This is a genomic window from Lentilactobacillus parabuchneri DSM 5707 = NBRC 107865 (genome assembly GCF_001435315.1).
GTDB lineage: Bacteria > Bacillota > Bacilli > Lactobacillales > Lactobacillaceae > Lentilactobacillus > Lentilactobacillus parabuchneri.
Genome location: NZ_AZGK01000004.1, coordinates 101,950 through 121,287, shown reverse-complemented (window position 1 = coordinate 121,287; position 19,338 = coordinate 101,950). Strand labels below are relative to the sequence as shown.

The following is a 19,338-nucleotide window of genomic DNA, read 5'->3' as shown; positions in this document are numbered from 1 at the left end:
ACCAAACCCCTAAAAAAATGACCAGCTTCAAAACAAATTGACATTCGAAAGGAAGGATTCGCTGCAAATGCCTAAAACAAAATCCAAGTTTAAGTACCAGACGCACAGTTCCAATCGACATCCGAGGTTTGTTGTTTGGAGCTGCTACTAAAACCAAAGTTCCGAGTTAATTAAAGACTGTGCGCTGAAACTCACCACAACATTGAAAGGACTGATGCCATGGAGAAAATTCAGAATCACTAGCGTTTCACAATAAAATATATTCACCCTCAAATAATTACTAAGAAATACCCAACAAGATTAACAAAATTCTTAACTTCATGAAATACCCCTCAATATGAAATGAACAAGAATTACCCCTCAATATGTTTTAAAATGAAATACCCCTCAATATGAAATATAAATTTCCCTAAGAAAGTCCTGTATGCGAGCAGGACTTTCTTTTTGTCTGTTTTGGCGTGTTTTTGATTGTTGCGGTCCGAAAAGTTGCGTACAATTAGTTTAGAAGTTTTAATTTGACTGGTGGTGGGAATAGTGAGAGCGAGCGCCGAATGGTCAACCCGGTGGCCGGAACGGATTAGTTATGGCTTAAGTGATGCGGCCGACAACTTAATTTTTCAAATGATGACAACGTATTTGTTGTTCTTTTATACGGACGTTTATGGATTGACGCCAAGTGCGGTGGCAATTTTATTTGTGGTGGCGCGGGTTGCCGACGTGGTCGAAAGCTTTATCATTGGCATCATGATTGATCATACCCATTCAAGATTTGGAAAGAGCCGTCCCTTTTTCTTGTGGTATTCCGTTCCGTATGTGGCGTTTGCAATTTTAACCTTTGTGACGCCCAATTTCTCCTATGGTGGCAAACTCATTTGGGCATACGTAACCTACCTTGGATTAGGTTTTCTGTATACCGCCGTTAATTTACCGATCACGTCGATTTTACCAACGATGTCTCAAAATACCCGCGAATTGACTTTACTCGGAGTCATCCGCCAATTCTTTGGTAGTTCCGTTCAAATCGTCGTTGCCGTCTTTACTTTGCCGCTGGTCTGGTTGTTCGGTCATGGTAACCAGCAGAAAGGCTTTTTGGGGACGATCATCGTTTTTGGTGCGATCTCACTAGTCCTGATTCTTAACACCTTTATTCACGTTCGAGAGCGCTTTTCAAATCCACACATTGCCCACCAGCCGGTCAAAGTCGTGTTAACGATGCTGCGGCATAATCAGCCGTGGATTGTAATGTCGATTGTGATTTTTATGTATTGGCTGGTAACTGCGATTAAAAACCAGACGACCATTTATTACTTCAAATATACCCTTGGCAATGAAGGCCTGGTTCCCTGGGCAAACGGGTTTACCTTAGCTGCCCTAATTGGGGTTTTGATGATTATTCGTCTAACGGATCATCAAAGCAAAAAGAAAACCATGCTTCACGGGATCTTAATTGCACTCGCCGGACAAGCCATTATTGCGGTTGGCGTTTATGCCAAATGGTTGTGGGTCTTATTTGGCGGTGTCTTTATCAATTCAATTGGGAATGGTATTATCATCGGCTTGGTTTCAATTATGATTGCCGATACCATTCGTTACGGTGCCAGTATGGGAATTCAAGCAGAAGGAATCTTGGCTTCCACGGATGACTTTGGCGTTAATTTTGGCCTTGGAATGGGTGGATTGATCACCGCCGGTCTCTTTCATTTGTCAGGATACGTCGCAAATCATTCCCAAAATGCCGCAACTTTAGTGATGATTAATTGGAATTATGTCTGGATTCCACTAGTGATCTATGCAGCGATGTACGTGGTTTTAAATTTGTACGATGAGCAGCGAATATTAGATGCCGTCGAAAAATAGCTTTGGATAAAGTTGAAGATAATCGACTTTACCTAAAGCTATTTTAGTCTGGCTTATTTCTTTTGATCGATCAGAATCGTTCCTTGTGCTGGGTTTTGATCGATCGCACCCACAATTTCGTGGGGCGCGTACAATTCCTCAAGATAATGGATATCCTCGGAGGTTAACTTGACTGATAAAGCAGCGACGGCGTCATCCAAGTGACGAACCTTGGTTGAGCCAATAATTGGAGAAGCGACGCCTTTTGACCATTGCCAAGCCAGCGCAATTTGACTCATGGAGACGTGATACTTATCGGCTAAGTCGCTGACCCGATTAATTATCTGCAGATCGTTTTTTTCTGCACGATCATATTTACCCATGGCAACGCGATCGGTTTTACTACGCAGCGTACCAGACTGCCAGTTCTTATGACTGAGGTGGCCAGCTGCAAGGGGACTGTACGGCATCAAAGAAACGTTTAGCTGCTGACAGATTGGAATTAATTCCCGTTCATCTTCCCGATACAGCAGGTTATAGTGGTTTTCCATCGCTTGAAACATCGCCCAACCGTTATCCTTGGCAACTTGCTGCATGTTCATGAATTGGTAGCCATACATTGCTGAAGCGCCAATTGCTCGGACCTTTCCGGATTGGACAAGATCATTTAATGCTGACATGGTTTCTTCAATGGGCGTTTCGTAGTCAAACCGATGGATGATGTATAAATCGAGATAATCTGTTTGAAGCCGCTTGAGGGAACCTTCAATTTCTCGATGAATTGCCTGACTAGAAAGTCGGCCAGGATTAAAATACACTTTTGAAGAAATCACAACTTGATCACGAGGAATCCCATTTTCTTTCAAGGCCATGCCAAGATATTCTTCACTGGTTCCCTTGGAATAGACATTTGCGGTATCAAAAAAATTAATTCCCTGATCCAATGCGTGGTCAATGACGCGCTTGCTGTCGTCGTAGTTCAACGACCAATCATGCATGGTCCCCGGCTGACCGAAACTCATGGCGCCGACACAAATCTTTGAAACGTTGATATCCGTATTTCCTAATCGAACGTATTGCATAACACACACTCCCCTTCATAGCAGTTCATACATATGTTTCTACACTAGAAATCCTACACCTTGAAGTGGACTTCAAGTCAAGCTGTGAATGATGTCGATTAAAAAAATCGGCGTTCAATGTACAAAAGCACAATGAACGCCGGTTTTAGTTAACTTACTTGCTATTCCTTGGCCCCCGCCAATTCAAATAACTGGGCCATCTTGGCCGACCCGTCGGCGTGGAAGCTAAAGGCGACTTCACTGTAAGTTGCCCAGTTGTTTAATTCGGTATCCCTGTGTTCAGCGTCACAGGTTAATAATTCGTTGCTGGCGGTTTGAGCGGTCTTTTTATAAGAAACGTAGCCGTTGGAATTATAAACGATGGTTGCACCCTGACCGGAATTATAAGTGGAAATCCCGTAAGAAGTGAAATAGGTTGGTAGGACGGCCATCACTTCTGCGTAACCACTGTTTGATGAATTATACGATTGCCCATTTGGCCGCACGTGGCTGAGTTTGGTCCAGAGTTCTTTTGAACGAACAATCGCTTTGGTTTTGAGGGATGCGCGATGCTTGAATTCTTTTAGTCCCTTAGTTACCCGGTATGCGTTAATCTGTTTGAGATATTGTTTTTCAACTTTGCGTGCCAACGTCGATTCCTTTATGTACTTCACCGTCAGCGAACTTGGCATGCTTTGATAGGTGTAGTTTTGCTGAACCTTGTGGGGAACGTAGCCTTTGATCGTCTTGACGTAACCAGATTGTGTGTTTGGATAGCCGCTTGTCGTGTAGGTGTAAGTTGTCCCAAAGGCGTTGATCCCATTTGAAACGCGGGTGTAGGTGATTGGTGCCCGAAGTTGTTGGCCAGTGGTTGAGACATAGTTGACCGTCATCGTTTTGGCAGCTTCAGCAGTATTTCCCAGGACGCCCGCACCGACTAGACCAAGGCCCACACCGAGTATTGTTAATAATTGATTTCTTAATTTCATCTATATTCCCCCCAATACGGATCTGAAATTGTTAAGAATTTCTTAAGTGTTTGCAATTTCATTATAGCAAATTATTCCATAGGGGTTCATTAAAATTAAAATTATTTGTTTGTTTTTCGTGTTTGAATCCGGTTGATTGCCCGCGCCACATGGGTAACGATCGTTCTTAAGGCAAGTCCAATCCAGATGACAATTAAAAAATATTTTGGCGTGAAGTAGGCAAAGACGAGGTAGATGACGCTGATTCCCAGCATCACTTCTGAGGCAAGATATTCCTCACGGTCATGAGCAGTCATTTTCATACCATCTTCTTCGCCAATGTCGACAACTTCGTGGAACATGACCGCTTGAGTGAAATTGACCAAAATAATGACAACTGAATAAGCCATTGAGGGCATGCGCTCCATAAAAGCGTCATTCAGCCAACCAGTCGCAAATGGCGTTAAGCTAATGAAAACCAAGTAGTAAATGTTGGTAATTGTCAGAAGCGGTGTGGTTCGCTTGATGCCGCTCAGTAATTCTTGGTGGTAGACCCAATACTCTGAAACAATTCCAAAACTAATGAAATAAATCAGTAAGTGTTTGATCAAATCGATCATCGGTCCCCGCGCCGTGCTGACAGGTGACTTGATATCCAGTACCATGATGGTCAAAACAACGGCAAATACCCCATCCGAGATGCCAATTAAACGTGATTTCGAATAATGAAACATCGCATTCATTTCCCCTCATATCAATTGTGCCCCTGCACTTATGGTTTTATTTTACCGCTGTTGGATTGATCGGGGTAGGAAAAGAATGGGATGTGGCGTGGACCCACTCATCCACAACAGATGGCTCGGCTGGCTTTTAAAGTTGATATCAGCAAAAAAGCATTTGGTTATGTAGATTGCTGACAACATAGCCAAATGCTCTAAATGATTTTTAGTATTCTTCTTTAATTTCAAAATTTGATTGGGTTTGAACGTCTTCGGGTTTATTCAAAATAATATCTTTGTTATTTGGTTGAGGGACAACGTCTTTTCGATAAAACAGCAAAACGATCAAACTACACAAAATTCCAACGACCGCAATTGCAACGTCAAACCACATGATATTAACAACGCTTGTCTTAGAAATCAGGGCGGTTACAACGGGGATAGAGAATGAAGCAAGACCACTAGCTGTATAGTAAATCCCTGTGATTCGGCCTTTGGCTGTCGGGAATAAATCACCCATTAAAGTTAGCCCAATTTGCATTACGCCACCTGCTGCAGTACATCCGATAACAAATGATGCGAGGTTCATAACTAAATCATTTGTAAATAAAACAATTGTTAGCAATGCTATAAAATCGAGGGATATACTTAACTTAAATTGTAGTAAAGTGTTTAATTTTTTCCCGATGGCTATATTTGACCAGCTATAACGCTATTTAAGACCTATAGTCACGCAACTGCAATCTGCCTATACGCATCACTGGAATGGCTATTTGTTGAATGCTGTTAAGTCGTTGGCTTTTCTTTTTTGATGTGATAGGTGAGGTAATCCAGACGATCAATCTTTGCCTGATCACTGTGTAACTTTTCTAATAATGTTCTTTTATATCTTGATAGTAATAGTAATTGTTCATTAATTTTTTGATTTTTTTGTAACCGTTTAAATTCTTTAATTATAGTCTCATTACAGCCGCTTGCCAGTAAGCCATCTAAAATTTGCTCGTTATTCATGTATTTTGCCTCTTTTTTTTATTTTATTTTATAATAGACTGGTGTTATTAGCTAATACCTATAAATAATAACAAACAATGCTTTTTAGGTATTTTATAATAAGTAATTCATAAATAATTGAGAGGCATGATAATACATGGAATTAAGAGTACTAAAATATTTCTTGACTGTCGCGCGTGAGGGTAACATCACCAATGCCGCTAATTTTTTACACGTTACACAACCAACAATTTCACGTCAATTGCAAAGTTTAGAAGACGAGTTAAATGCCCAACTGTTTGAGCGGCACCAGCAAACAATTACGTTAACGAATGCTGGAATGTTATTGCGCAAGCGAGCTGAAGAAATTCTTTCAATAGTGGATAAAACTGAAGAAGATTTTACCTCGATGGGGGATTTAGTTGGCGGCACCGTGACGATTGGCGGTGGTGAATCCAGTTCAATTAAGCGACTAACCGAGCTGATTGCGGAGCTGCAAGCTGAGTACCCGCTGATTCATTATGATTTGTACAGCGGGCATGCTAATAATGTGGCTGAAAGGTTAGATAAAGGCCTGCTTGATTTTGGTATTTTCATGGATCCAGTCGATTTATCAAAATATAATTATGCAGATATGCGGGTGGCAGACACTTGGGGTGTAGTCATGCGCAAAGATTGCGAATTGGCTAAAAAAACAGCGATTAAAAAAGAAGATTTGGTAGATTTACCTTTGATCTTATCTAGTCAAGTGACCCAGCAAACCAAAAATGGCGATACCTATGATGAATGGTTTGGTAAACGTTTTGCGGATTTAAATGTAGTGGCAACCTTTAATTTAGTTTATACCGCGGCGCAATTTGTGGCCCAAGGCATTGGCTACATGATTACTTTTGACAAGTTAGTAGATGTTTCCAGTGAAAGTCCCTTATGCTTTAGACCGCTCGAGCCACTGGCTAAGTCTAAATTATATATTGCGTGGAAAAAGTATCCGGTATTTTCACCTGCAGCAGAAGTTCTGTTTAAAAAAATACAGGCTACTTTCGCCTCAAAAGCATGATTACTGCAAAAACTATGCTTTTAAAGTATTTTTCGAAATTCAATATAGGTATTGGTAATTATACCGGTGAGCATCTATTATATTAACTACAGGCAGCAAACAAATAAACAAACGGAGGAATAAAATTATGAATTTATTGATTTTAGGTGCCAATAGCCAAATTGCCCGTATTGTCGAACAACGAATTTTAAATGAAACAGCTTTTCAAGGGGTTAATTTAACTTTAGGTTTAAGAGATAGTCAACGGTTAGCTGCATTAAATAAAAATAACCGGGTAACCTTGCTGGAAGTTGACCTTGAAAGTGCTGCATCAGTTGATCGTGCAGTCAAAGGGCAAGACATGGTTTTTGTTGCCGCAATTGATCAAGAACCGGGTAACCCAATGACTAAAAACGTGATTAAAGCGATGCAGCATCATCAAGTTAATCGTGTTTTATACGCCAATATTGAAGGTTTATATGATGAAGTGCCCGGCGAATTTGGTGAATTTAATCGTAATTGGACGAAAAATGTGATTAATGAATCAATCAATAGCGATCAATTATTGGCTGATTCTGGTCTTGACTACACAACGTTACGCTTACCTTTCTTAAATGACCGCGATGAGATTAAATATACAGTGACTAAAAAGGGCCAAGAATATATTGGCGTTTCTGGTTCAAGAAAAAGTATTGCTGATTTCGTTTTAAAAATGGTTAAAGATCCTACCATTGGTTCGCGAGAAAGCTTAGGCTTAGCCAACCCCGATACACAGGGTGAACCACGACCTGTCTATTAACCTAAAGCATCAATAATCTGTGACTTAAATTTTATTTTAAAGGAGTTAAATATGATGAATGAACAATTAACAATGCCCCAAACTTGGGACAAGGTTTTTCCAAAAAGTGATAAAGTTAACCAGCGCAAAGTGACTTTCCATAATCGGTATGGGATTACGTTAGCTGCTGATTTGTATGAACCCAAAAATGCGAGTGATAAGTTGCCCGCCATTGCGGTTAGTGGTCCATTTGGTGCGGTTAAGGAACAATCATCAGGTTTATACGCGCAAATTATGGCGGAAAGAGGATTTTTAACGATTGCTTTTGATCCTTCTTTCACCGGTGAAAGTGGCGGTAATGTCCGCAATGTAGCTTCACCCGATATTAACACAGAAGATTTTCAAGCTGCAGTAGATTTCTTATCAGTACAAGATAATGTTGATGCTGAAAAAATTGGTATTATCGGAATTTGTGGTTTTGGCGGCATGGCGTTGAACGCTGCAGCTATTGATACACGAATTAAAGCGACCGTTACTGCAACCATGTATGATATGTCGCGGTTGAACGCAAATGATTATTTCGATTCAATGGATGCCAACGCGCGGTATGCCAAACGAGAAACATTAAATCAACAGCGTACTGACGATTATAGAAATGGCAGTTATGCACCGGCTGGTGGCATTCCGGAAAAATTACCGGCTGACGCACCACAATTTATGAAAGAATATCAAGCCTACTATAAGACTAGCCGCGGTTATCATGCTCGTTCAGTTAATTCAAATCAAGGATGGAACGCTACTTCAGCACTTTCCTTTATGAACATGCCGCTTTTGCAATATACAAATGAGATTCGGCATGCCGTTTTAATGATTCATGGCGAAAAGGCACACTCTTTGTACTTTAGTCAGGACGCTTTTAAAAAGTTAACCGGCGATAATAAGGAATTAATGATTGTGCCTAATGCGACACATACTGATTTATATGATCAAGTGGCTATTATTCCATTTGATAAAATGACAGCTTTCTTTCAGAAATATTTAAACTAATTTGCGTCAGAGGTCTATTTTTTGCTGAAGAAGTGGAATATTTAGGAGATTATGAAGAAAATGAGTATTAAAAATAAAGTAGTTATCATTACTGGTGCATCAAGTGGTATTGGTGCTGCAACCGTTAGAACATTGGCTGAACAACATGCTAAGTTAGTAATTGGTGCTCGTCGCATGGATCGTCTTGTCGAATTAAAAAATACATTTCCAGATGAAGCAATTTATGCACAACAGGTCGATGTGACTAAATTTGATCAGGTACAGTCACTGATTGATCTAGCAATGACGAAGTTTGGGCATATAGATGTCCTCTATAACAATGCTGGAGTGATGCCGCAAAATGCATTGATTAATGTGGCGCGGGATGAGTGGCAGCAAATTTTAGATGTCAATGTGATGGGGGTGCTTAATGGCATTGCCGCAGTGTTACCGATCATGATAAAGCAACAAGCGGGTCAAATCATGGCAACTGACTCAGTAGCTGGTCACGTAGTTGTACCGAATTTAGCAGTTTATAATGGTTCAAAATTTGCTGTTCGGGCAATTATGGAAGGCTTGCGAAAAGAGCAGCATAATAACAATATCAGAACGATGATTGTTTCACCGGGATCAGTGGCAACAGAGTTGTACACCTCAATCAATAATGCAGAACGGCGGCAAGCTGAAATTATGTTTGAAAAGCAGGTAGGCATAGCAGCTGAGGATATTGCACGAGCAGTAGCGTTTGCCATTGATGCACCTGAGAATGTGGATATCAATGAAATGATTATTCGGCCGATCAAGGAAGATATTTAAGTATTTAGACATTAAGGAACCTGTTTCATATAATAAAGTTCATCGAGATCCAGATTTTGAAGCATTTGCAAATGGGCTTTCTCCGGAATATCCGGAGTTTGAAGGCTCTGACACCATCGATTTAACCACTGTTCATGATGGCTACTTTGATGCCTCCCTATGGAAAACATTGCGAGGACAAGTTATTCAGCGGGAGAAGCAAATTGATGTTTGGTTAGGGTCACCGGCTAGGCACTTAATTACTGATTCGGAAACAAGTGCAGTGATGGGTGTTCAAATTGAGCGAAATGGCCAATTAGTCAATATTCAAGCTCGTAATGGCGTTGTCATGAGCATGGGTGGTTTTGAAAACAACACTGAGTATATTCAAAACTTTATTGGCGTTCCCAAGCTAAAAGTGATCGGTACACTATATAACAAAGGTGATGGTATCCGTATGGCCCAGGAGGTCGGAGCCTCATTGTGGCACATGAAGTCATTTGAAGGATTTAGCTTTAACACCGGCTTTACATTTGAAAATCCTGAAGAAGACCGTGGGAAGTTTATTTTGAGCCCATGGCCGGATCTTTCACATGGCAGTATTTTTGTCGCAGCTGATGATGGCAGTCGATACGTCAGAGAAGATGAAAGTGGGCGTCATGGACATGCCTTTGAAGGCGGAAGCTGGAAAAATCCGACAGTCTTTTCTCACCCTCACCTGATATTTGACGAAACGCAATATCATCAGATTGAGGAGAATGGCGAGTTGCCTTATTCTGAGTTTTTTAATATTACCGTTAAGGCAAATACGATTGAAGAGTTAGCTGAGAAAATTAAGGCTAATCCAATAACATTGAAACAAACGATGCAACACTTTAATCGTTTCAGCAATGATGGCGTAGACTTGGCGTTAGGACGTAGTGGTGATTCAATGCGCGCATTTGATGATGGCCCATATTATGCGACTCCCTTGGCAACAGCAATGTTGAATACACAGGGAGGTGCCAAGCGTGACGAACAGGCTCGAGTATTGGATGCGCAAAATAATCCAATTCCACATTTATATAGTGCCGGAGAGTTTGGTGGCATTAATGCAAACCAATATAATGGTGGGGGTAATTTAGCTGAGTGCTTAATTTTTGGCAAGATTGCTGGAGAAAATGCTGCAGCTGTTAAGCAAGACTTGGAAGCTAAGTTAGATCAATCAGCCAAAGAGAACGTTAATTTAGGTGGTAATGATCTTGCATCTGCCAGTGTTTTAAGCCACTACTCAACCGGCAAAGACCAGTATCTTGGTGTCAGTGAGGCCGGAATTGGCGGCCGTGTTATTGTCCGGATTACTTATTCTGACGATCAACTGAAAAAAGTTGAAGTTCTGGAGGAACACGAGAGTGAGGACGTTGGTCAAAAGGCAATGGATCAATTACCGAAGACGATGGTAGAGTTAAATACCTATGAGGTGGACTCTGTTACTGGTGCATCCACATCGAGTCGTGCTTTAAAGAGTGCAGTTAAGGATGCTGAACAAAAGGCCAAGCATGCCACAGAAAATTAGTAGACGGATTCAAATTTTTTTTAAAAAAGGCTCTGAAGTTGAAATGCTTCAGAGCTTTTTAATGTGTAAAACACTCATCAATCCCACCGTGAACGCAATTGTAAACCTTGTGTTCTTAAAATAAGGGATTAGATTAACATGATGATTATGTTATATAAAATAAGCCAAAATAGTACTAATAATCGACACAGCATGTTATTATTACACTGTAACGGGGGAACATGAACACAAAAAATGAGGGAGTGTTGACTATGTTTAGCAGAATAGACAATTCTAAGACAGGGCGACTTGCAACGAATTGTAAGCGGTTACGACAAATGGTAACGGGGACCATTGCAATCATCGCGGTATTCTTTGGGTTGGGAGCAATGCATGCTTCTGCGGCAGATGTTGAAAATATGGTGCCACGCACGGACGAGTTTAATATCAGTAAGGTTAGTCCGCTGCAGTACACGTATGTTCATGTTGGCTTAGATAAATTGGGCGCTAAGGCTTGGAAGGGCGCCGATTACGCAGCAGCAATTCCAGACGATGCCAAAGGAATTGATCCTCAAACTGGTAATCTATATTTGAGCGAGTGGATGCCAGATAATATGTTTGAGTATTTCATCTGGCAGACGGCGTTTTCCGACAAGTACAAAACTGCTGATGATTTCTTTTACAATTTCACCAAAAACGATATGAAATCATTGACGTCACTATCTAGCGATAGAGATAAGCAAAATGCTGGGACTTACGATAACCCGAAAGCTTCGCAGTATTATATGGCATTAATGTCGATGCAGTCCCTTGAAGGCCTACAATACGCATCCCAATTGGCCTCGATTCACTTAAGTCCAGACGCTACTGTGAGTGCAGCAACATTTAAGACCGCTGCCAAAAATGGGAACTTATGGGACATCGATGCTTTAAAGAATTTGAACGAATTAGAGACAGTGATGATTCAAATGTTTTCAGTCAACGATATTTCTTCGCTGGCTAATAAACCCAAGTTAAGCAGTATTTCCTTACATTATAACCAAATTGCGGATTTGTCACCATTGGCTACAAACAAAGGCAACAAGGGGCTGAGCCTGACTTCTGGATTTAATTATCAGCATATTCTCCTTCAGCCAATCACTTTGCGGGGAAATAAAACGACGGCAGCTGAGACGTCCTTTACGACACCATCGTTTATTATTAAAGATTTGGAGTCTGCTAATTTACCAGTTAAACCATTTGATGTGAAGGCAGAAAAGTCGAATTATCCTAGTTTATACCCAAGCACGTCAGACGCCGGTAACATTGATCCAATTACCCTGACATGGACGAATTTCCTGCCTGATCAAACAAATCTGTATGGATCCTTATCGAGCCACTGGACAGATCCGAACTCCGATTTTGAAGGCTGGATCATGGTTCCTTATCAATTTAACGAAACAGCGGGTAACGTCTTTGTGAACTACCAACTGTTGCAGCCAAATGGCAACCAGTTACAGCTGGCCCCGACAAGTACGATGTCAGGAAACGTTGGCACCAATTACGATATCTTGAATAACCCAAGTACCAATTACACCTTAAATAAGTTGTTTGTCGAAGATAAGCTCAAAGGAATTGGAATTTTCGATGGCACTGGCCGGTATGCCGACTTTAAAGCCAACAACGGCAAAGCAAACTCGGTTGGTCAGGCAGGGACTTATACTGAACAGCCGCAGACCAGAACCATCGTATTTGCTTCAGATTCATCGACGGTCACAATCAATTACGAAGATGAGGCAGGCAATCAACTGCAAGCGCCAACTTCAGTGACTGGAAACACCAACACTGATTTCGCGCTGCCAACCATTCCTGAAACAATCACCAAAGACGATGTTGTTTATACATTAAAAGGGTTGAAGGACGGCCAAACAGTGCCAGCTAAATTTGATTTCGTCGATGAATCACTGACGTATATCTATCAGGTTAAACCAACCGAAGCCAAACCAGTGACCGTGAAATACGTTGACAAAGATAATATGCCACACGAAATTGGGCCACAAAAAATAATCACTGGAAAGCTTGGCGAGACTTATAATGTGAACGATGACTACAAGCTGGCAATTCCTGGATACACATTTGCGGGAATCTCTGGCAATGCGACTGGAACGTTTGAAGACACCGCGCAGACGGTTTACATGCAGTACACCAAGAATCCTGCCCAGCCAAAATCTGTCACAATCAGATATGTCGACATCGATAATATGCCACACGAAATTGGGCCTGAAAAAGTCATTACGGGCAAAATCGGAGATCCTTACAATGCAACGGAAGCCCAATACAAACTCAATATCGACGGCTACACATTTAAAGATATCCAAGGACCGGCAACCGGACAAATTAGTGAATCAGGCCAGACAGTTTATTATCGTTACAAACGAGATCAGGCTAAAAACGAAGCTAAACCGGTAACCATTCGGTACGTGGATGCCAACAATATGCCGCACGAAATTGGGCCTCAGCGGACGGTAGCTGGTGCAATGGGGGATCGCTATGATGTTACTGCTGGTCAATATAAACTAAGTATTAATGGTTACACATTTAAAGACATTCAAGGAGAGGCAACCGGAACGTTTGGCGACGTTGGACACACCGTCTATTACCGGTATACAAAGGATCAGGCACCTACGCCACCAACACCGGTTAATCCTCCAGTAAATCCAGTGACGCCGAAACCGGTCCCTAAACCGGACCCAAGTCCAACACCACAACCACAGCCAGAAACGGCGGTTAAAGAGACGACAGAATCGGCAGCTATCGCTAAAAAAGGTGAAGCAGTCTATGCCTTAAAGAAGATCTATCTCTATCAACACGCTGACTTTAAGAAGGGTGAACGACTGGCAGGATATGCCAAGAAGCCACGGATTAATCGGCCGATGTTTGTGGTAACTGATTATGCCAAGTCAAAGAACGGCGCGTTACGGTACGTCGTAAAAGATGTTAATCACCACGCCAAGTCCGATGGCATGAAGGGCTATATTACTGCTCAGTATGCCTATGTTCGTCCGGTCTACTACCACAGCAAGCACCAAACACTGACGGTTATCAATCCAACCGGTGTCAATGAGTACACTAATAAGAATTTGACTGGAAAAATCAAGAATTTCAAGCAGGGAACGCAACTGAAAGTGAAAGGATTTGTTAAACACAACCTGACGACACGTTATCTGTTATCCAATGGCCACTATATCACTGGAAACAGAAAGTTGGTGATGGCGGGTAAACACACACAACCAACCAAAATCAAAGTTAAGAAGTCAATTTACCTCTACAAGAACGTGGACTTTGGTAAACGGCTCAAACACATCAAGAAGGGAACCATCCTCAAAGTTAAGAAGTGGGATTACTCATATCAGTATTCAACCACAACCTTTGGGGCGAAACGATACCTCGTTGCCGGTGGGTATGTGACCGCAAACACCCATTTTGTTAAAGTGATCAACTAAATTCAAAAACTCGATGCCATTTCGGTATCGAGTTTTTTGTTAATGGAGGATTATTGATTTTTTGAATTCAATATCGGCAGCACCAACTCCGAGTTATCCAGATCGACAGTGTATTGGATATCCTGATTGCCATGGATGGTGTACACCATGTCGCTGGCGTAGATCACCAAGCCGACTTGATGGCCCTTCAATAGGTGCCAGAACGTTGGTTGAAGCGGAAAATTCAGTTCGTAATACTGATTTGGCTTGAGATCATCAACCTGATAGCTGTTCTCGCGATTTTGGAGATTGATGTGCGCTTCCGTAATCCGTTTAAAATCTGTTTCATCGGCTTGTGGTAAAAATTCTTTGAGATCATCTTTTCGCCAATGATATCCTTGGAGAATTTTTCTTGAAACCAATGTTTGGGGGACGTCCGTGAGTCGATGAGCGAGTCCATAGTCTACCAGAGCCACACTGATCATGCCGACATCGGCACTGCTTTGGACCTTAAGCTTAACGGATGGCTGCCCATCAATCACCAGATCGTCATCCAGCGGTTTAGTCACTAAGCGAATACAGTGGCGATCCATGGGTGAGCCGTTTCGCTGGTAAAGATCGGAACGCCACTGCTCGAGCTTCTGAGTATAACGGTTAAAATCAACTTCAGGTAACTGATCTGAAAAGTGATTATGATCACTCAGGTTGATGAGTTGGGCTAAGGAATAAGACTTTGAAACGGTTTCTGAGCCACCCCAGTCCTTAAACGGCGTCCAAGTTTCTGCTTTGGCATTATCCTGTACAATGACATCCGGGAAGATGGCGTCAACTTGATTTTGAACCCCCAGTAATTTGTTGGACAGCCACAAATTGACCAAGTCCGTGTAATCAAATGAACGGAAGTTATTTAAATACTCGTGTTGTCCCTGATGTAAAATCAACTTTTGGGTAATTGGGCGGCTTTTTAGTTGATGACGTGAGTTCCAGACCTGGCCGGTTTTAACATTCCAGTCGTTGAGGCCATGAACTAATAGCATATCCGCTACGGTGTGATTTTCTTTAGTAACGTTTCTGGCATCCCAAAATTGGTTAAAGCTGCCGTTATCGTGGTCCTGATCATGGGTGAGTCGTTTGAGATGGGTCAGCCACTGGTCTTTGATCCGGTTGTAATCCCCGGCAGTTTGTTGGCGACTGAAGGTCCATTCGGCAAGAACGTCCGCATCGTCTCCGTCGGGGGCAACCACCAAGCCGTTTTCACGATAGTACGGATAGTAATCTGACAAGCCCGCTTCTACGATTGCCGTTTTGAGGCCATTAACGCCAGTAAATGCTGCTGCAGTGGCAAGGGTGCCCAAATAAGAACGACCGGTCATGCCGATATTCCCATTGCTCCACCAAGCTTTGATTGCAAGTTGGTCGAAACGGTTGGTGAATGCCACTCGGTCGCCATGAAGCCACTCGATTACGGCAGTTGCACTCAACGTTTCGGCCTTGGTCCCTGTGGTTCGGAACCCATCGGAATCTTTGGTGCCAATTCCTGAAGAATAGACCACCGCAAATCCGCGAGCTAGAAAATAGTCATTCAGTGAGTATGACCAAAACTTGGTGAAGGTTTCACCTGTTTGGCGGGTGTGACCCTTAATGTCTCTTGGTTTGGGTAAATCGGTGGATGGCTCAGTTGCCGCCACATCGGCGTAAGTCAGGGAATTGGGTTGCTTTCGTTTGAGCGGTCGGACGTTGTTATGGGAATAGGCCTCAGACCACTTCTCGTTCATTCCTTGCGCATAGGGGTCGGCAGTAAAGATGACAGGGGCCTTGAAACCATCGGCAGTTTCGGCCGGTCGGATGATGTTGGTCTTGAGAAGATCCCGGTGGCCATCGTGATCGGTGTCTAGTGGCGACTCCACGTAAACAACTTCACGGATGAGTTTGTCAGTGTCAAAAACAGCCTGTGCTTTGCCGTTGAAAAATAATGGTTTCTTGAAATTGCTGTCTTGGCAAAATTGATGGTAGTAACCTCTGCCAGCTATGTAATCGATGAGTAATTGGCCGTATTTGTTGCGGGTATTCAATAATCTATACCAAGCATCAATCACTTGGTCACGGGACAAAATAGCGGGAACGTCAGCGGTCGGAAGTCCCAGCTTTGCCATAGAGCCAAGCGGATCGCTGAGTGTGAAGTCCAAGTCGTCAAGAAAGCCTAATAATTGAAGGCCAATATTGTAAAATGCTGAACGGGCAACTGAACCGCCACCATTGGTGTAACTGTTGGCGTCCGTATTTTCAGTCGCCATTAAGTTGCGAAGCTTTTCGACTCTGGTGGTTGCCGAGATATTTTCTGAAAAGTATTTTAATAATAAATCACGAAACAGTGCTAAGGGATCAACCAACTTGAGGTTGTTGGCGTCCAAAAAACGGGTGGCCTTCAACTCAGTGATGATTTGGTCATGGGGTGTCGGTATGTAGGAAAACTGATTAATTTTCATTGGAAACCTCCTAAAATGTAATTAATGCCATTATACAAGTTGATTGGTTAAAAGTGACCAGTTTTACTAAAATCATCTAAGACAAATAGCGGTTAGCTTCCAGAAGATAATTGTTTATGCGGCCGGAAGCTGCTAAAGGACAGCGTTTCAACCAGAACATGTGGACAGAAAAAAGGCCTGGGCCAAAACTAACAACTTTTGACTCGGGCCGTTCCTCGTGATTCCCTGTTTTTCGGATGAACTGTGTCACCAAGCGGATATCACACTACAATCAGCATCGTCAATATTAGTCCTTGTTGTTGGGTTCCTTATCGGAATCAGGCTTTGGCTGCGCATCCGGCGTATGATCACCATATTGCTTGGCCTTTTGGGCTAACTTTTGTTTTCGGATCTCTGCTTTGGCATCTTCTCGTTCCGCTTTGTGCTGGGCCTTTTGTTGGCGCTCAGCAATTTTAATTTCTTCTTTGGCCACTCGGCGTTTGGCCTTTGCTTGGCGTTCCAGATCTTTAGCCGCTTGGCGGGCGGAATCCTTTTCAAGATCCTGCTGTCGCTCAGCCTCCTTAGCTGCCTGCTTGGATTCTTCCTCGCGGGCTTTTCGCTTTAACTCGGCTTCTTTAGCTGCTTGTTCGGCGTCATGTTTTCGTTGATCCTGTTGTTGTTCAGCAACCCGTTCAGCTTGCTTAACTTGATCGTGCTTGATATCCTGTTCCTGCTTGTGATTTTTGTGGGCTTGATCCCGATAGGTTTTGGAAGCTTGCTTCATTTGTTTGGCAAATTCTTCCCACTGAGCCTGACGTTGTTTACGGATCGCCTCGGCATCACCACTACTATTATGATCAAGTGGATTAATTGGGTTGCCGGCACTGTCTGCACCAACTGGATGGTCCAGCCAACCAGTCAGTGAATTTTGGGGATGGCTAGCCGTTTGAGTAGTTCCGTTAGCAGGCTGGGCCTGGTTCTGGACGATTTCCCGGAATCGGTTGATGGCGTTTTGAGGCAGCTTCAAATACTGTTGTCGCTGTTCAGTCGTCAATTGAGAAGCATCGTACATTTGTTGGCGATCCCGGCTGCTTAACAGCAGGTAGACGAGTGGATATGGAAGGTAGAACCACAAGACGATTTGTGGGAAAAAGTAAGCCAGTACAATCAAGACAACGTTTGAAACAATGTAGATGGTGTTGTGGCGGCCAAAGATTTTTCGATAGAGCTGCCGCATTTTTGACGTGTCAGTATACTCAAAATGCATCACCGAGCTGGTTAGCAGCCGGAAACATGCCGAGACGACGCCCAGTAAAACACCATAGGCCATGACCGGAATTCGAGTCGTGTTGCTGGCCATCATGTTTGTAGCCAGTGGTGTCAATGACAATGGGATTAAGAATAAAAAGTCATACAGCATGATTCGATAGGTCATGTCGTCAATTTCATTAAACAACGTCGCGTGCTGATACCACATGTTGGCAACGAAGGCGAAACTAATGACGTAAATACCAATCTGTTTACTTAAAAATATGTAATCTGACCAATTGTTTTTTAGAACCGGTGTTAAATCCAGCACCATAATGGTCAAGATAATTGCGATAACGGCATCGCTAAATGCATCCAGCCGTGTCTTAAGCTTTTTCATTGAAATTCCCCCAGGACTCAAATTGATAGATCCACATTATGATTTAAATGTAGCACACTGAACCGCTAGAGGGTTACAAAATGTTTAACAAATTTGCGTTTTCAAACATTTTGCTTGATTCGCGATATAATTGATGTGTTGAACCAATTATGAAATGGGGGATTGCTGTGTTTCCGTATCTTGGGCTCAAGGCCAGCACCGATCGGAACCAAATTGATGAACGACTTCAATATCAGCCGAAAGTGTTTGAGTTCTTCACAACCGCAAATGACATGACGCCTGCTGGGTTGGACCACCTGCGGGCGATGGTCGGCCACGTTCAAGATGCCGGCGTCGATAAAATTGTGATTCATCATCCAATGAGCTATCAAGGTGAACACAATGAGGTTGCTGTTGACCAAACGAGTAATCCAGATGGCTATCAATTTTTGATGACCAGTTCAAAGAAATTAATCGAACTCGCAATTCAAATGGACGTTCAGGTGCTGATTCACGGTGCTTATAACTCGCCTCAATCCGCAATTTTAAGCAATTATCCCTCGATTGAAGCTGCTCGAAAGGTGACATTTAGTCGACTGGACTATTTCCAATCAATTGGCGGTGATCATGTGATGTTTGAAAACTCGATTTCGCCATTATTTGACTTTGGTGATCCCGAGATTGAACGGACCGTCATTGAGCACCAATATCGATTGTGTTACGATACCAGTCATGGGTTCATTGTCCTGCACGGCGATAACGCCAAGCTCCGGGCCAGCCTTAAAAATTTGCGTCCTCAAGTGGTCCACTATCATTTTGTGGATTCAATGGGCAAATTTCATGACAGCTTGGAATTGGGCAAAGGGGCGATTGATTGGCAGTCGTTGAAATCAGTCGTGAACGTGAACGCGACGAATATTTTTGAAATCAATTTGAAAGATCAATTTAACAGTCAGGAAATGCGTGCCAGTTATGATTATCTGCGAGCGGCGTGGGGGATGCCGGTGACAGATTGACGTTGTTTGTTAAGAGGGGGACTACA

Annotated in this window: 15 protein-coding genes; 8 read left to right on the top strand and 7 right to left on the bottom strand. The window is 42.6% G+C overall.

Features of this window, described 5'->3' with window-relative positions; genetic code table 11:
* Positions 1–534 precede the first annotated feature (534 nt).
* A complete protein-coding gene (locus FC51_RS05785) occupies positions 535–1,857 on the top strand; it encodes an MFS transporter (RefSeq protein ID WP_057910386.1) in 1,323 nt (440 codons plus the stop codon).
* A gap of 53 nt (positions 1,858–1,910) precedes the next feature.
* On the opposite strand, the gene FC51_RS05780 is transcribed toward FC51_RS05785, so the two are convergent.
* The 5 genes from FC51_RS05780 to FC51_RS05760 form a co-directional block, all read right to left on the bottom strand.
* Complete coding sequence (locus tag FC51_RS05780; protein WP_057910385.1) at positions 1,911–2,918, bottom strand: aldo/keto reductase; 1,008 nt, start codon at positions 2,916–2,918, stop codon at positions 1,911–1,913.
* Between the two features lie 161 nt (positions 2,919–3,079).
* Complete coding sequence (locus tag FC51_RS05775) at positions 3,080–3,886, bottom strand: CAP domain-containing protein (protein ID WP_057910054.1); 807 nt, start codon at positions 3,884–3,886, stop codon at positions 3,080–3,082.
* 101 nt (positions 3,887–3,987) lie between these two features.
* A complete protein-coding gene (locus FC51_RS05770; protein ID WP_057910062.1) occupies positions 3,988–4,599 on the bottom strand; it encodes a TMEM175 family protein in 612 nt (203 codons plus the stop codon).
* 211 nt (positions 4,600–4,810) lie between these two features.
* On the bottom strand, positions 4,811–5,173 hold the full coding sequence (locus FC51_RS05765) for an MFS transporter (RefSeq protein WP_081037526.1): 363 nt from the start codon (positions 5,171–5,173) through the stop codon (positions 4,811–4,813).
* Positions 5,174–5,370: 197 nt separating this feature from the next.
* Positions 5,371–5,595, bottom strand: coding sequence for a hypothetical protein (locus FC51_RS05760; RefSeq protein ID WP_057910052.1), 225 nt, complete (start codon positions 5,593–5,595; stop codon positions 5,371–5,373).
* A gap of 136 nt (positions 5,596–5,731) precedes the next feature.
* On the opposite strand from FC51_RS05760, the gene FC51_RS05755 reads away from it, so the two are divergent.
* From FC51_RS05755 to FC51_RS05730, 6 genes are all read left to right on the top strand, one after another.
* Positions 5,732–6,631, top strand: coding sequence for a LysR family transcriptional regulator (locus FC51_RS05755; RefSeq protein ID WP_057910051.1), 900 nt, complete (start codon positions 5,732–5,734; stop codon positions 6,629–6,631).
* Positions 6,632–6,758: 127 nt separating this feature from the next.
* A complete protein-coding gene (locus FC51_RS05750; protein ID WP_057910050.1) occupies positions 6,759–7,409 on the top strand; it encodes an NAD(P)H-binding protein in 651 nt (216 codons plus the stop codon).
* Between the two features lie 54 nt (positions 7,410–7,463).
* On the top strand, positions 7,464–8,435 hold the full coding sequence (locus FC51_RS05745) for an alpha/beta hydrolase (RefSeq protein ID WP_057910049.1): 972 nt from the start codon (positions 7,464–7,466) through the stop codon (positions 8,433–8,435).
* Positions 8,436–8,495: 60 nt separating this feature from the next.
* Positions 8,496–9,230, top strand: a complete 735-nt coding sequence (locus FC51_RS05740) for an SDR family oxidoreductase (protein WP_057910048.1) — start codon at positions 8,496–8,498, stop codon at positions 9,228–9,230.
* A gap of 169 nt (positions 9,231–9,399) precedes the next feature.
* Positions 9,400–10,764: an FAD-binding protein gene (locus tag FC51_RS05735; protein WP_225355035.1), complete on the top strand. Its 1,365-nt coding sequence runs from the start codon at positions 9,400–9,402 to the stop codon at positions 10,762–10,764.
* A gap of 251 nt (positions 10,765–11,015) precedes the next feature.
* Positions 11,016–14,225, top strand: coding sequence for a MucBP domain-containing protein (locus tag FC51_RS05730; RefSeq protein ID WP_057910047.1), 3,210 nt, complete (start codon positions 11,016–11,018; stop codon positions 14,223–14,225).
* A gap of 50 nt (positions 14,226–14,275) precedes the next feature.
* On the opposite strand, the gene FC51_RS05725 is transcribed toward FC51_RS05730, so the two are convergent.
* Positions 14,276–16,690: a Xaa-Pro dipeptidyl-peptidase gene (locus FC51_RS05725; RefSeq protein WP_057911220.1), complete on the bottom strand. Its 2,415-nt coding sequence runs from the start codon at positions 16,688–16,690 to the stop codon at positions 14,276–14,278.
* 286 nt (positions 16,691–16,976) lie between these two features.
* Positions 16,977–18,317: a TMEM175 family protein gene (locus FC51_RS05720; protein WP_057910046.1), complete on the bottom strand. Its 1,341-nt coding sequence runs from the start codon at positions 18,315–18,317 to the stop codon at positions 16,977–16,979.
* A gap of 167 nt (positions 18,318–18,484) precedes the next feature.
* Between FC51_RS05720 and FC51_RS05715 the strand changes: the two genes are divergently transcribed.
* Positions 18,485–19,312: a sugar phosphate isomerase/epimerase family protein gene (locus tag FC51_RS05715; protein ID WP_057910045.1), complete on the top strand. Its 828-nt coding sequence runs from the start codon at positions 18,485–18,487 to the stop codon at positions 19,310–19,312.
* Positions 19,313–19,338 lie beyond the last annotated feature (26 nt).